This window comes from Staphylococcus sp. FSL W8-0056 (assembly GCF_037963075.1).
In the GTDB taxonomy this organism is placed as follows: Bacteria; Bacillota; Bacilli; order Staphylococcales; family Staphylococcaceae; genus Staphylococcus; species Staphylococcus aureus.
In genome coordinates this window covers 2,317,815-2,333,064 of record NZ_CP150142.1, presented here as the reverse complement: position 1 = coordinate 2,333,064, position 15,250 = coordinate 2,317,815, and the positions used below count along the sequence as shown (strand labels likewise).

General features: G+C 33.2%; 17 protein-coding genes. 12 read left to right on the top strand and 5 right to left on the bottom strand.

All coding sequences use genetic code 11. From position 1 onward, the window contains the following. Positions 1-21 precede the first annotated feature (21 nt). Positions 22-726: an SDR family NAD(P)-dependent oxidoreductase gene (locus NSS86_RS11875; RefSeq protein ID WP_000161829.1), complete on the bottom strand. Its 705-nt coding sequence runs from the start codon at positions 724-726 to the stop codon at positions 22-24. Further along, complete coding sequence (locus NSS86_RS11870) at positions 719-1,276, bottom strand: TetR/AcrR family transcriptional regulator (protein WP_001224187.1); 558 nt, start codon at positions 1,274-1,276, stop codon at positions 719-721. Before NSS86_RS11870 ends, NSS86_RS11875 begins: the two co-directional genes overlap by 8 nt. Positions 1,277-1,406: 130 nt before the next feature. On the opposite strand from NSS86_RS11870, the gene NSS86_RS11865 reads away from it, so the two are divergent. The 3 genes from NSS86_RS11865 to NSS86_RS11855 are packed head-to-tail and all read left to right on the top strand — an operon-like array spanning position 1,407 to position 2,941. Continuing rightward, positions 1,407-1,706, top strand: a complete 300-nt coding sequence (locus NSS86_RS11865; protein WP_000055856.1) for a DUF2316 family protein — start codon at positions 1,407-1,409, stop codon at positions 1,704-1,706. 19 nt (positions 1,707-1,725) lie between these two features. Next, positions 1,726-2,547 carry an NmrA/HSCARG family protein gene (locus tag NSS86_RS11860; RefSeq protein ID WP_000651837.1) on the top strand — a complete coding sequence of 274 codons (822 nt, stop codon included), beginning with the start codon at positions 1,726-1,728 and terminating at the stop codon, positions 2,545-2,547. A gap of 16 nt (positions 2,548-2,563) precedes the next feature. Next, positions 2,564-2,941, top strand: coding sequence for a VOC family protein (locus NSS86_RS11855; protein ID WP_000616225.1), 378 nt, complete (start codon positions 2,564-2,566; stop codon positions 2,939-2,941). A gap of 301 nt (positions 2,942-3,242) precedes the next feature. On the opposite strand, the gene NSS86_RS11850 is transcribed toward NSS86_RS11855, so the two are convergent. From NSS86_RS11850 to NSS86_RS11840, 3 genes are all read right to left on the bottom strand, one after another. Continuing rightward, positions 3,243-3,473 carry a DUF896 domain-containing protein gene (locus tag NSS86_RS11850; RefSeq protein ID WP_000697134.1) on the bottom strand — a complete coding sequence of 77 codons (231 nt, stop codon included), beginning with the start codon at positions 3,471-3,473 and terminating at the stop codon, positions 3,243-3,245. Positions 3,474-3,692: 219 nt separating this feature from the next. Further along, positions 3,693-4,193, bottom strand: a complete 501-nt coding sequence (locus NSS86_RS11845) for a hypothetical protein (RefSeq protein WP_001795157.1) — start codon at positions 4,191-4,193, stop codon at positions 3,693-3,695. A 197-nt stretch (positions 4,194-4,390) separates the two neighbouring features. Beyond that, entirely contained in the window at positions 4,391-4,960 is a 570-nt protein-coding gene (locus NSS86_RS11840; protein WP_001789900.1) for a TetR/AcrR family transcriptional regulator, read from the bottom strand. Positions 4,961-5,144: 184 nt separating this feature from the next. On the opposite strand from NSS86_RS11840, the gene NSS86_RS11835 reads away from it, so the two are divergent. The 9 genes from NSS86_RS11835 (at position 5,145) to crtQ (ending at position 15,233) form a co-directional block, all read left to right on the top strand. After that, the gene (locus NSS86_RS11835; RefSeq protein ID WP_223181132.1) at positions 5,145-5,243 is read left to right on the top strand and encodes a hypothetical protein; all 99 of its coding nucleotides are present in this window, start codon (positions 5,145-5,147) and stop codon (positions 5,241-5,243) included. 126 nt (positions 5,244-5,369) lie between these two features. Next, positions 5,370-6,425: a PTS transporter subunit IIC gene (locus tag NSS86_RS11830; protein ID WP_000200684.1), complete on the top strand. Its 1,056-nt coding sequence runs from the start codon at positions 5,370-5,372 to the stop codon at positions 6,423-6,425. A gap of 607 nt (positions 6,426-7,032) precedes the next feature. Next, the gene (gene isaA, locus NSS86_RS11825; RefSeq protein ID WP_000751263.1) at positions 7,033-7,734 is read left to right on the top strand and encodes a lytic transglycosylase IsaA; all 702 of its coding nucleotides are present in this window, start codon (positions 7,033-7,035) and stop codon (positions 7,732-7,734) included. Positions 7,735-8,009: 275 nt separating this feature from the next. Beyond that, a complete protein-coding gene (locus tag NSS86_RS11820) occupies positions 8,010-8,498 on the top strand; it encodes a GNAT family N-acetyltransferase (RefSeq protein ID WP_000996739.1) in 489 nt (162 codons plus the stop codon). Positions 8,499-9,011: 513 nt separating this feature from the next. Then, the gene (locus tag NSS86_RS11815) at positions 9,012-10,823 is read left to right on the top strand and encodes an acyltransferase family protein (RefSeq protein ID WP_000379821.1); all 1,812 of its coding nucleotides are present in this window, start codon (positions 9,012-9,014) and stop codon (positions 10,821-10,823) included. A gap of 360 nt (positions 10,824-11,183) precedes the next feature. Further along, positions 11,184-11,951 carry a CHAP domain-containing protein gene (locus NSS86_RS11810; protein WP_000725225.1) on the top strand — a complete coding sequence of 256 codons (768 nt, stop codon included), beginning with the start codon at positions 11,184-11,186 and terminating at the stop codon, positions 11,949-11,951. Positions 11,952-12,125: 174 nt separating this feature from the next. Continuing rightward, entirely contained in the window at positions 12,126-12,614 is a 489-nt protein-coding gene (gene crtO / locus NSS86_RS11805; RefSeq protein ID WP_001805835.1) for a glycosyl-4,4'-diaponeurosporenoate acyltransferase, read from the top strand. After that, positions 12,607-14,100: an NAD(P)/FAD-dependent oxidoreductase gene (locus tag NSS86_RS11800; RefSeq protein ID WP_000160471.1), complete on the top strand. Its 1,494-nt coding sequence runs from the start codon at positions 12,607-12,609 to the stop codon at positions 14,098-14,100. The genes crtO and NSS86_RS11800 overlap by 8 nt, the downstream gene beginning before the upstream one ends. 5 nt (positions 14,101-14,105) lie before the next feature. After that, on the top strand, positions 14,106-15,233 hold the full coding sequence (gene crtQ, locus NSS86_RS11795) for a 4,4'-diaponeurosporenoate glycosyltransferase (RefSeq protein ID WP_000871744.1): 1,128 nt from the start codon (positions 14,106-14,108) through the stop codon (positions 15,231-15,233). Positions 15,234-15,250: the final 17 nt, after the last annotated feature.

The window sequence follows — 15,250 nt, the reverse complement described above, 5'->3', positions numbered from 1 at the left end:
TGTTTGTAACATAAAATTGATCTACCAAGGCATTTCTCCATCGCCATTAATAAATGTACCTGTTGGGCCATCTGCACCAATCGTTGCTAATTGAATGATTGGCTTGATTCCTTCAGAAACGTGTTTGGAATTATTACTAAAATCACCAACTAAATCAGTATTTGTAGCGCCTGGGTCAGCAGCATTGATTTGCATGTTAGGTAATCCTTTAGCGTATTGTAGCGTTAGCATTGTTACTGCCGATTTAGACGAACAATAAGCTAATGAATTCACTTTAGATTCAGCTGTTTCGGGGTTTGTAACCATTCCAAATGAACCTAAACCACTTGATACGTTGACGACAACAGGTTGTTCAGATTTTTCTAAGAGAGGGACGAATGTATTCATCATTCGTACGATACCGAATACATTCGTTTGATATACTTCTTCAACGTCACGAGGTGTCAATTTGGAAGGTGCTGAAAATTGACCAGATATACCTGCATTGTTAATGAGGATATCAAGACGGCCTTCTTTTTCAGCAATCATGTTATAAGCATTTTTGACTGAGTAGTCACTTGTAACATCTAACTGTACATAATGAACACCTAATTTTTGTGATGCTTGTTGTCCTCTTACATCATTCCGAGAACCTATATAAACTTTGTAACCCAATGCTTTAAGTGCCTCTGCACTTGCATAGCCTAACCCTTTATTGCCTCCTGTGATTAACACAATTTTAGTCATTACGTTCCACCTCATCTAAATAAATGTTTAATAAATAATTTCTGTACGCTTCAATTGAAATATGGCGATGCTCTATTTGGAAGGCAAATACACTAGTTGATAATGATTGCAACAGCATATCTGTTTTGAACTTCGTGTAAGTGTCGTCATCGCTTTTAAATAAGTCATAATAAAAATCAAATAATTCTTGATAAAATGCGCTTTGGTAAAAACGTAATTTATTGTTGCCTGCTTCAATACATTGCAGTAGTGCCTTATTATCGATTTTAAATTGTAAAAGATAATCTAACGACACTTGCATAACCTCATAATTAGAATGATAGTCATCTTTAATTTGCTTAAAATGAGTGATAAAAATATCAAGGTCTCTTTGTATGACGTAGTAGCATAAATCGCTTTTATCTTTGAAATGTCGATACAATGTCCCCATACCGATACCTAGTTCTTTAGCAATACGATTCATACTAATGTTTTCAACGCCTTCTTCATCAAAAAGTTTGTGCGCTATTTCTTCAATTCGTTGTCTATTCTCTTTTGCATCTTTTCGCATGATTACACCTACTTAAAATTCTCTAAAATTGACAAACGGATAACTATCCGTTTATTATAAAACGTGTTAAGAAAGTTAGCAATGAATTTGCAATAACTATTAAATATCATAAAAGAAAAGAGTGTTGATAATGTCTTTAAATAAAGAGCAAAGACGCATCACAGCTGAAGAGTTGCAAGCACATTTTGAAGAATCTACCTTATCGGTTCAAATGATTGCTGAAAAACTGAATGTCACTACAGAAGATGTGGAAAAAGTATTAGCTATGACAGCGCCACTAGGCATTTTTAGTCATCAATTACAACGATTTATTCATTTAGTATGGGATGTCAGAGATGTAATAAACGACAATATTAAAGGAAATGGACAAACACCAGAACCATATACGTATTTAAAAGGTGAAAAAGAGGACTATTGGTTTTTAAGATAAAAAGAGGAGTGGATCTAAAATGAAAGATATTTTAGTAATAGGCGCAACAGGGAAGCAAGGTAATGCAGTTGTAAAACAGTTGTTAGAGGATGGATGGTATGTAAGTGCATTAACTAGAAATAAGAATAATCGTAAACTTTCAGACATAGGACATCCGCATTTATCAATCGTTGAAGGTGATCTGAGTGATAATGTTAGTTTGCAATCAGCGATGAAAGGGAAGTATGGCTTATACAGTATTCAGCCAATCGTTAAAGATGATGTTAGCGAAGAATTAAGACAAGGTATGAAGATAATTGAAATAGCTGAGCAAGAAAATATTCAACATATTGTGTATAGTACTGCGGGAGGGGTTAATCGAAATCGAACTGGCCCACACTTTGAAGTACTAGCAAAAATAGAAAATAGATTAATGGAATCTAATATAAATGCAACAGTTATCAAACCATCATTCTTTATGGATAATTTTTTACGCATTGCTAAAGTCGAAGATGAACGTATTACATTACCAGAATTTATTAATCCGAATATAAAATTCACAATGATTTCTTCTATTGATATAGCTAAAATTGCATCGTATATTTTTGCACATCCACAAAGCTTTACGCATCAATCAATAGAGATTGGTTCCGATGAAGTTACATTAAGTGAAGCAGCAACAATTTTTAGTGAAGTGACAGGTAAATCTACTGTTATAGAAGGAGAATTTGTTAGTGGTGTTGCAGAAAAGCAATGGTTGGAAGAAAAAGGTTATGAAGTAGACTTTGAATTAATGGCTGAAATAAATCCAACAAGATTATCATTAAGTGATTGGCTTAAAGTCCAAAACTATAATAAGTAATGAATGGGGTGCAATCATGATTCAATCAATGTGGTTTAATTTGCATGTGCAAGATTTAGAAAAGAGCGCACAGTTTTATAAAGCGTTAGGATTTAAAATAAATAGAAACCCACAAATGTTAGATAAAATGGTCGGTATTCAAATAGGTCAAACAACCGTAATTTTAATAGAAAACAAGCATTTTCAAAATGTAAGTCAGCAAAGCCTTAATACTGAACCAAATGAAGTGATGATTTCTCTAGGTGTGAACACAAATGAAGAAGTTGACCAGTTGGTGAATAAAGTGAAAGAAGCGGGTGGCGCAGTCGTTCAAGAACCAACAGTAAGCCAAGGGTTTTATGGTGCAATGTTCAAAGATCTTGATGGACACCATTTTAATTTTTTAGTCTGCTAAAATGAAATTCTCAAAAGAATAAATAAAAAGCCCATACAGAGATGAAGTTTAATGTGGGAGTGGGACAGAAATGATATTTTCGCAAAATTTATTTCGTCGTCCCACCCCGGCAAGGTTGACTAGAATTGAAAAAAGCTTGTTACAAGCGCATTTTCATTCAGTCAACTACTGCCAATATAACTTCGTAGAGCATAGAACATTGATTTATGTCCCAGCCTGGACACATTAGTGTCTTCAATCAGTATGGGCTTTGTTTATGAGGTCAGTTGGCACCTTAAGTGCAATACCTCGTGAGCAAATATTAATTTTGAATATAACCGTATTGTTGGCGAAGATCATAAACTTTATCTGGTGTGACATCCTGACCGATTGGATCAACCACTTTTATTGTGGAAAATGTTGTTAATACTTGTCCTCGGATCATACTTAAGTAGTCTTGACGCAATGCATGTTGTTCTTGTTTTTCAGCTACAGTAAGTGGTTGGACTTTTTCTTTATTTGCAAGTTCATTAATTCTATCTAAAATTTTCATATTGTCATATCCTCCTTAGAATCAAGTGTTGATATATTTTGAGTTTATTTCTATAAGATAATTTATCAACACATCCAGTAATGTTTTTAGTTTCTCGGTCTTTTGACCAGCAGATTTTTGGAATTAAAATAAGGGGTTTGAGACACGATTTTAATAGTAGTACGATGGCAAAGTGATGTTATTGAAGTGTCGTTTGATATACATGTCTGCAATGTTGTTTTATAAGACAGGATGACGTAACTGAGCAAAGAAATGAGCATTGTCGAATGACATCGTGTGTCTTATTAAAATTGCAATGGGCATAGCATAGGTATATTCACAGTCGATTTTCTTGATTTCTACATTATCATAATACGTAGTGTAAAAGTTATACGACAGTCGATAGTCGATTCGCTTTTTACCACGAGCAATTATTATGTGTTGCTTCAACGTCGACTTTAATTTATTTGTAATGTATGTCACTACACCCAGACTACTCTGATTAATATTTAATATATTATGCGTGCGTTCAAACCCCTGAGGTTCATCTGTCTCGCTCACGTCAATCCCTCCTATCTTAGTATTTAAACAACGCATATCAACTATGCAACATATGTTGTTTAGACATACTATACTACTATGTCGTACGTTTGCCAATAAACACGCACATATCATTTGTTGCCTAAACAACATATTGCCTGAAGTGTTGTTTAAGTACGCAAAAACAAAAATGCTTGTCACTAAAATCTATATGTTTTAATGACAAGCTTATTTTCATTCAGTTAACGACTGCTAATATGACATTGTAGAGTATAGGACGTTGATTTATGTCCTAGACACGGCTAATCAATCGTAATATGTTAAATTTTATTGTGTGTACAAGTATGAACCTAAGTCACATAGTGATTTCAAGATGCATGACTAAATACCAAGTTTTATTAAAAATGTGCTATATGATGAATTAAAAATGGAAGGTTGCGATCGATAAACACATCGGCTGTCTCTTGACTCGTGTTAAACCAATGTAATGCTAAGCCTGAGATACCAGCTGCTAAAAAACTCGCACTATTTACAATGATATCTCGTTGATGCTCCGGATAGCTGTTTTCTAACATAATCGCAAAAATATCTTCTAATTCATTATTAATACGTTGATGTGCTTTGTTGCAAAATGCTTCACTATTTAATTCGCAAGACTTTGCAGCATCTTTGATATAACTCGCAATTGAAATGAAAATATTACGCAGCACCTTTTCATTAATGACATTAGAAATGCTCAAGTTATCATTCAAGTCTTTTAAAATGGTTACAGATAATGTGTAGTCTAGGAGGTCTTCTTTATCAGTGAAATGAGCGTAAAATGTTGCACGATTTAGCGTAGCAATATCAGTGATATCTTTAACTGTAATTTGAGATAATTTCTTTTCTCTAGAAATTTTAAGAAAAGCATCGACAAGCAATTGTTTGGTTCTAACGATTCTTGGATCTATGGATTTACTTTCCATCATTTGTTCACTACCTAACATCTGTTGTTTTAACACTTATTATCAGTATCTTCTATTATATTGTCAATTGTGTTGATGATATGTAAGTGTTGATACGCTCCTAACAAATAATGTACCTTTTTGGTAAGCATTTGAATGTCTTTCTTCTATTGTATTAATGGATTTTAAAAATGAAGATAAAATAAAAGTGTATTGTAACAATATGTTTGAAAAATTGCCAATTTCTTTATCTAAAAATTCAGAATTTTGTGATATACTATTTTTCATAGTCTTGAGTTATAGATGATACTGCTAGCCTAAATATAACAACATCGGCATGCACATCTTAGAATTTAAGCTAGTGGCAGCTTATAACTTAAGGCTCTTTATTATTTGCATACAGATGTATATACATAAATGGAAGGATGATATTATGACATCAATTAAAACAATTACACCCAAAGATTTTATATTTAGAGTTTTATCAGGTGTCGCCATAGGTATTGTTGCGGGTTTAGTTCCTAATGCGATACTTGGAGAAATTTTTAAATACTTTATGGATTATCATCCGATTTTTAAAACGTTATTAGGCGTTGTCGTTGCAATTCAATTTACAGTACCTGCTTTGATTGGTGCATTGGTTGCCATGAAATTTGACCTATCGCCATTAGCAATTGCTGTTGTGGCAAGTGCAGCATATGTAGGAAGCGGTGCAGCGCAGTTTAAAAATGGTGCTTGGATGATTACGGGTATTGGTGATTTAATTAATACAATGATTACAGCAGCGATTGCAGTGTTGTTCATTTTACTTATTCAACATCGTGTAGGTAGTATGGCATTGATTGTATTCCCAACAGTTGTTGGCGGTATTTCTGGTGCAATTGGTGTTTTAATATTGCCGTATACGAAAATGATTACAACAGCCATCGGTAATATGGTTAATGGTTTTACAGAATTACAACCGATTGTCATGAGTATTTTGATTTCAATGGTATTTAGTCTTATTATTATTTCGCCACTATCAACTGTGGCCATTGCCTTTGCGATAGGTATTACAGGTTTAGCAGCTGGATCAGCGTCAATTGGTATCTCCGCGACTGAAGCAGTATTGATAATTGGTACAAGTAAAGTGAATCGTTTAGGGGTGCCGTTATCCGTCTTCTTTGGAGGCGTTAAAATGATGATACCTAATATGGTGAAATATCCAATTCTTATGTTACCAATATTGACAACAGCCATTGTATCAGGTTTGGTATCAGCATTAGTAGGTATTCATGGAACGAAAGAATCAGCTGGATTTGGTTTTATAGGAATGGTAGGACCGATTAATGCATTTAAATTTATGGAGGTTGATTCTGCTTGGTTGAGTGTCTTACTAATTGTAGTAGCGTTCTTTGTTGTGCCATTTGTAACAGCTTGGCTTGCAGATATCATTTATCGTAAAGTGTTTCGTTTATATACTAATGATATTTTTAAATTCATGGGATAAGGACAGTATGTTTTTTGAAAATATTAGACCAAAAATTATTTAATGTTATTGTGAATTGCGAGAATAAAGTTTAGCAATATAATTGAGTTGCAGTTTATTTGTGCTTATAAAAGATAAGATAATTCACAAAAGATGTGTGTTTTAAAACTTTGAATATACAACAATAATAGCAATCAATACATGTGCAGAAACATATGTGTTGATTGCTTTTTAATTGCGTTTAATGTACGAAAATAAGAGAAGTTACATGTCAGATATATTACAGCTATGTAACAAAAATACAATCTGTAATATTACGAAAGCTGTAATAGTTGAGCTAAATATAGTAAAAATCTTATGTGTTAAAGACTATTTCAAGGGTTGATTGGATTCTAAAGGGCACATATTTCACATTACAGTATAAAACAGCCATATTTCAACATTACAAATAACACTTGATATTGTAATGTTTTGTAAAGAAAGTGTAATTTACTGGCTGGTTTTTTGTGATATAGTGAGTACCGTTGAAAGAAATAAAAGACAATTTAAACTTGCACTACGACATTCAAATTCAAAATATAATTACTAAAAACATAAACTTACAATTATTACTGGAGGATTTTTTACTATGAAAAAGACAATTATGGCATCATCATTAGCAGTGGCATTAGGTGTAACAGGTTACGCAGCAGGTACAGGACATCAAGCACACGCTGCTGAAGTAAACGTTGATCAAGCACACTTAGTTGACTTAGCGCATAATCACCAAGATCAATTAAATGCAGCTCCAATCAAAGATGGTGCATATGACATCCACTTTGTAAAAGATGGTTTCCAATATAACTTTACTTCAAATGGTACTACATGGTCATGGAGCTATGAAGCAGCTAATGGTCAAACTGCTGGTTTCTCAAACGTTGCAGGTGCAGACTACACTACTTCATACAACCAAGGTTCAGATGTACAATCAGTAAGCTACAATGCACAATCAAGTAACTCAAACGTTGAAGCTGTTTCAGCTCCAACTTACCATAACTACAGCACTTCAACTACTTCAAGTTCAGTGAGATTAAGCAATGGTAATACTGCAGGTGCTACTGGTTCATCAGCAGCTCAAATCATGGCTCAACGTACTGGTGTTTCAGCTTCTACATGGGCTGCAATCATCGCTCGTGAATCAAATGGTCAAGTAAATGCTTACAACCCATCAGGTGCTTCAGGTTTATTCCAAACTATGCCAGGTTGGGGTCCGACAAACACTGTTGACCAACAAATCAACGCAGCTGTTAAAGCATACAAAGCACAAGGTTTAGGTGCTTGGGGATTCTAATTCCTTCATAATAAATAAAAGTAATGTTTAGACATTAAATATATAGCTCTTCCCATAGAAATTGGGGAGAGTTTTTTTATTAATTAAAAATACATTTCTTAAAAAGTGGATATTGAAGTTAGGGAAATTTATTGGACTTTATTGTATTACTGCTAAAATACTTGTCTTTATTAAGTGCCAAGTGGAATAAAACTTCATTTGAGGCTGTACTGAGTACACTAGATACAAACTAAACGCGCATTTTATGATTAAATTAAATGAAAAAGGAGATAAAAATGGCTATAAACATAATTGAATATAATAGGTCTTATAAGGAAGAGCTAATCGAGTTTATTTTATCGATTCAAAAAAATGAATTTAATATAAAAATTGATAGAGATGATCAACCTGATTTGGAGAACATCGAACATAACTATTTGAATAGTGGAGGGCAATTTTGGCTTGCAATAAACAATCATCAAAATATTGTTGGTACTATAGGTTTGATTAGACTAGATAATAATATGTCTGCACTTAAAAAAATGTTTGTTGATAAAGGTTATAGGAATTTAAAAATAGGTAAAAAACTTTTAGATAAAGTTATAATGACATGTAAAGAACAAAATATCGATGGTATTTATTTAGGAACAATTGATAAATTTATTAGTGCACAGTATTTTTATTCTAATAATGGCTTCCGTGAAATTAAGCGAGGAGATTTACCAAGTAGTTTTCCTAAATTAGATGTAGATAATAGGTTTTATTACAGAAATTTAAAAGATTAATTCGATGCAATGAATAATTGGTATGACAATCTTAGTAATATTCATTTTAAAAGTGACACATAGCGTTTAAATATAAAGGCTGACGTGATATATCGCTTGGTTTAAATTAGAGGATAGGCTGCATTTCGCTTTATTTTCAATACATGGTAATTTATTCATTATAGAAATTTTGAAAAAGTAAATTCGAATAGCATATCTTAATGATTCTGTTACAGTAAGATGCATAAAATATAAAACGAACCTTTTTTTTGTAAAAATATAATGAAAATAACAGTTATTTTGCTAAAAATTCAAGAATCTATGATAATCTATGTTATGTAGTAAAATCGACAAATTTATATGTGGTTTGCAGTAATGAAATTAACTGTAATAATTGTTTTCTACTTAATAAAAAATTTAAAACTATCTTAATTAAGGGTTAAATCAATTAATGAAAATCAGTGCAATATTTTATTTTCAAAAATATTGTGATATGCTACAAAATAGAGAAAAATAAATGGGGCGTTTATTAACATGGATACAAAAGACTTTAAACGTTTAGAAAAAATGTATTCCCCGCGATACTTACCCGGATTAGATGGATTGAGGGCATTCGCAGTTATAGGAATCATTATTTATCACTTGAATGCACAATGGTTAAGTGGGGGCTTTTTAGGAGTAGATACATTCTTCGTTATTTCAGGTTATTTAATAACAAGTTTGTTGATAAGTGAGTATTATCGGACGCAAAAAATCGATTTGCTAGAGTTTTGGAAGCGACGATTGAAACGACTCATTCCGGCAGTGTTATTTTTAATCTGTGTCGTGCTTACGTTCACACTGATATTTAAACCGGAATTGATTATACAAATGAAACGAGATGCTATTGCAGCTATATTCTATGTTTCAAACTGGTGGTACATTTCACAGAATGTAGATTATTTTAACCAATTTGCTATTGAACCACTCAAACATTTATGGTCTTTAGCCATTGAAGAACAATTTTACTTGCTTTTCCCATTGGTTATCACGTTCTTATTACATAGATTTAAACCGAGAAATATTATTCAAACGCTATTTATTGTATCGTTGATTTCTTTAGGACTTATGATAGTGATTCATTTCATCACTGGAGATAATTCACGTGTGTATTTTGGGACAGATACACGACTGCAAACTTTATTGCTTGGTTGTATATTAGCATTTATTTGGCCTCCGTTTGCTTTGAAAAAAGATATTTCTAAAAAGATTGTCGTATCATTAGATATTATAGGGATATCTGGTTTTGCGGTTCTAATGACTTTGTTCTTTATAGTTGGCGACCAAGATCAATGGATCTATAATGGAGGATTTTACATTATATCATTTGCAACTTTATTCATTATTGCAATTGCGGTACATCCTTCTAGTTTATTTGCTAAATTTTTAAGTATGAAACCTTTACTAATTATAGGTAAACGATCATATAGCTTATATTTATGGCATTATCCTATCATTGTTTTTGTGAACAGTTATTACGTACAAGGACAAATACCGGTATACGTTTATATTATAGAAATTTTGTTAACAGCGTTAATGGCTGAAATTTCGTATCGCTTTATTGAAACACCTATACGTAAAAAAGGATTTAAAGCTTTTGCATTTTTACCTAAAAAGAAGGGGCAATTTGCTAGAACAGTGTTAGTTATCCTATTATTGGTTCCGTCTATCGTTGTGCTCAGTGGACAGTTTGATGCACTTGGCAAACAACATGAAGCCGAGAAGAAAGAGAAGAAGACGGAATTTAAAACAACGAAGAAAAAAGTCGTTAAAAAAGATAAGCAAGAGGATAAGCAGACAGCGAATAGCAAAGAGGATATTAAAAAGTCATCACCACTATTAATTGGTGACTCGGTCATGGTGGATATTGGTAATGTCTTTACTAAGAAAATACCAAATGCACAAATTGATGGTAAAGTTGGACGGCAACTCGTTGATGCTACACCAATTGTGAAATCGCAATATAAAGACTATGCTAAAAAAGGTCAAAAAGTTGTAGTAGAGCTTGGTACAAATGGGGCATTTACGAAAGATCAATTAAATGAACTATTGGATAGTTTTGGAAAAGCAGACATATATTTAGTTTCTATTAGAGTACCTAGAGATTATGAAGGTAGAATAAATAAATTAATTTATGAGGCAGCTGAAAAGCGCTCTAATGTACATCTAGTCGATTGGTATAAAGCTTCTGCAGGTCATCCGGAATACTTTGCATATGACGGTATTCACTTAGAATATGCAGGTAGTAAAGCGCTGACTGATTTGATTGTAAAAACGATGGAAACACATGCTACAAATAAGAAATAACTTGATGCACTAAACTTTTGAAATATTACATTACTTCTGATATTTATTATCAAAAATGATGTATTTCATTAAAAGTTTAGTGCTTTTTTATTTTCAAATCCCATGTTAACGGTGCAGAAAAAGTGTTGTAAACATTCTAATTGGTATATTACATTCAATGAAGCTTTATTAGGAACAGATTACATTATGATAACAAAGCCCGCAAGACACCTAATCTCTGTTATAGTTTGTTTTGTCGCAAAACTATAAAAGTTATAATTATTTGCATACTAAAAAAATAAAAAATATAAAATTTAAAATAATTGAGTCGCTAATGACTATATGTATAGAGTGTTTTGATTATTGGGAGGATATTTAATTATGAAAAAAATCGTTACAGCTACAATCGCTACAGCAGGACTTGCCACTATCGCATTTGCAGGACATGATGCACAAGCCGCAGAACAAAATAACAATGGATATAATTCTAATGACGCTCAATCATACAGCTATACGTATACAATTGATGCACAAGGTAATTATCATTACACTTGGACAGGAAATTGGAATCCAAGTCAATTAACGCAAAACAACACATACTACTACAACAACTACAATACTTATAGTTATAACAATGCATCTTACAATAACTACTATAATCATTCATATCAATACAATAACTATACAAACAATAGCCAAACAGCAACAAATAACTATTATACTGGTGGTTCAGGTGCAAGTTATAGCACAACAAGTAATAATGTTCATGTGACTACAACTGCAGCGCCATCTTCAAATGGTCGTTCAATTTCTAATGGTTATGCATCAGGAAGTAACTTATATACTTCAGGACAATGTACTTATTATGTATTTGATCGTGTTGGTGGGAAAATTGGTTCAACATGGGGTAACGCAAGTAATTGGGCTAACGCAGCTGCATCATCTGGCTATACAGTGAACAATACACCAAAAGTTGGTGCTATCATGCAAACAACACAAGGCTATTACGGTCATGTTGCTTACGTTGAAGGCGTTAACAGCAACGGTTCTGTTCGTGTTTCAGAAATGAACTATGGACATGGTGCTGGTGTGGTTACGTCTCGTACAATTTCAGCAAACCAAGCAGGTTCATATAATTTCATTCATTAATCAAATGTAAATCAAATGACGTCAATATTCTCTAACATGAGAGTATTGGCGTTTTTGTTTTATATAAATATAAATGAGAGCGGTTTATTCACTGATCTTTAGGGAACTAAGTAATAAAGTGATAATTTATACTATGTCAGTATGATTGAGAGTGATTCAATTTAGATGAAAACCATGAAAAAATATATCAAAACAGCATTTTTTTGTAGTATGTATTGGTTAATTGTTCAACTAAATATAGCAAATTTAGGTACAAGAATTCCTGATAAGTATTTTCGTCAGAAGTACATAATATTTAAATCATTTAATTTTGAGAAGCATGGAAAATTTTGGAACAAATGGTTTTACGTAAGAAAATGGAAACATAAGATTTTAGATGGTCATCAGCTTAATCAAAATATATATGATCAGCGTCATTTAATGACAATCAATACTGATGAAATTGAAAAAATGATTATAGAGACAAAGAGGGCAGAGTTGATTCATTGGATATCGATACTTCCAGTCATCATATTCAATAAAGGCTCTCGTTTAGTAAAGTATATAAATATTTTCTATGCAATGATAGCTAATGTTCCAATCATTATTGTGCAACGCTATAATCGACCGAGATTAACGCAGTTACTACGCATATTAAAACGAAGAGGTGAACGTCATGACTAAACATATCATCGTTATTGGTGGTGGCTTAGGTGGGATTTCTGCAGCAATTCGAATGGCACAAAGTGGCTATTCGGTCTCATTATATGAACAAAATACTCATATAGGAGGCAAAGTGAATCGTCATGAATCAGATGGCTTTGGCTTTGATTTAGGTCCATCTATTTTAACGATGCCTTATATTTTTGAAAAATTATTCGAATATAGCAAGAAGCAAATGTCAGACTACGTTACAATCAAGCGTTTGCCACATCAATGGCGTAGCTTTTTTCCAGATGGCACGACTATCGATTTGTATGAAGGTATTAAAGAAACAGGTCAGCATAATGCGATATTGTCGAAACAGGATATAGAGGAACTGCAAAATTATTTGAATTATACAAGACGAATCGATCGTATTACTGAAAAAGGGTATTTTAACTATGGTTTAGATACACTATCTCAAATTATTAAATTTCATGGGCCATTAAATGCTCTTATTAATTATGATTATGTACATACTATGCAACAGGCCATAGACAAGCGTATCTCGAATCCATACTTGCGACAAATGTTAGGCTATTTTATCAAATATGTAGGTTCTTCATCATACGATGCGCCAGCTGTATTATCTATGTTATTCCATATGCAACAAGAGCAAGGCCTTTGGTATGTAGAAGGTGGAATCCATCATTTAGCCAATGCCTTGGAAAAGCTAGCGCGTGAAGAAGGTGTCACAATTCATACAGGTGCACGTGTGGACAATATTAAAACATATCAAAGACGTGTGACGGGTGTCAGATTAGATACAGGTGAGTTTGTAAAGGCAGATTATATTATTTCAAATATGGAAGTCATACCTACTTATAAATATTTAATTCACCTTGATACTCAACGATTAAACAAATTAGAGAGGGAATTTGAGCCGGCAAGCTCAGGATATGTGATGCATTTAGGTGTTGCTTGCCAATACCCGCAATTAGCACATCATAATTTCTTTTTTACGGAAAATGCTTATCTCAATTATCAACAAGTTTTTCATGAAAAGGTATTGCCAGATGATCCGACCATTTATCTAGTAAATACGAATAAAACTGATCACACACAAGCGCCAGTAGGTTATGAAAATATCAAAGTCTTACCACATATTCCATATATTCAAGATCAGCCTTTTACCACTGAAGATTATGCGAAGTTTAGGGATAAAATTTTGGATAAATTAGAAAAAATGGGACTTACTGATTTAAGAAAACACATTATTTATGAAGATGTTTGGACACCGGAGGATATTGAAAAAAATTATCGTTCTAATCGTGGTGCAATATATGGTGTTGTAGCAGATAAAAAGAAAAACAAAGGATTTAAATTTCCTAAAGAAAGTCAGTATTTTGAAAACTTGTACTTTGTAGGTGGATCAGTAAATCCTGGTGGTGGCATGCCAATGGTTACATTAAGTGGGCAACAAGTCGCAGACAAAATAAACGCGCGAGAAGCGAAGAATAGGAAGTGATATCTATGAAATGGTTATCACGAATATTAACAGTAATAGTGACCATGTCTATGGCGTGTGGTGCATTGATATTTAATCGTAGACATCAGCTAAAGACGAAAACGCTGAACTTCAATCATAAAGCATTAACAATTATTATTCCGGCTAGAAATGAAGAAAAAAGAATAGGTCATTTACTACATTCGATAATACAACAGCAAGTTCCAGTAGATGTCATTGTTATGAATGACGGATCGACAGATGAAACAGCACGTGTAGCACGTTCATATGGTGCGACTGTAGTAGATGTTGTTGATGATACTGACGGCAAATGGTATGGGAAATCACATGCTTGTTATCAAGGTGTGACGCATGCATGTACGAATCGTATTGCCTTTGTAGATGCTGATGTAACTTTCTTAAGGAAAGATGCTGTTGAAACGTTGATTAATCAGTATCAATTACAAGGTGAAAAAGGATTGTTAAGCGTACAGCCTTATCATATAACAAAGCGTTTCTACGAAGGGTTTTCAGCGATATTTAATTTAATGACAGTCGTTGGTATGAATGTATTTTCTACCTTAGACGACGGTCGGACTAACCAGCATGCATTTGGACCGGTGACATTAACAAATAAAGAAGATTATTATGCAACTGGAGGTCATAAAAGTGCGAACCGTCATATTATTGAAGGATTTGCTTTAGGAAGTGCATATACTTCACAATCATTGCCCGTAACAGTTTATGAAGGATTTCCATTTGTTGCATTTCGCATGTATCAAGAAGGATTTCAGTCATTACAAGAAGGATGGACAAAGCATTTGTCAACTGGGGCAGGTGGCACAAAGCCTAAGATCATGACAGCAATTGTGTTGTGGTTGTTCGGTTCTATAGCGAGTATTTTAGGGCTATGTCTTAGTTTAAAATATCGCCAAATGTCTGTAAGAAAAATGGTAGCACTTTACTTGAGCTATACTACACAATTTATTTATCTGCATCGAAGGGTCGGCCAATTTTCTAATTTATTAATGGTATGTCATCCATTGTTATTTATGTTTTTTACTAAAATTTTCATCCAATCTTGGAAACAAACGCATCGTTATGGTGTAGTTGAATGGAAAGGTCGTCAATATTCTATATCTAAAGAACAATAAATCAAGGTAATGGCATT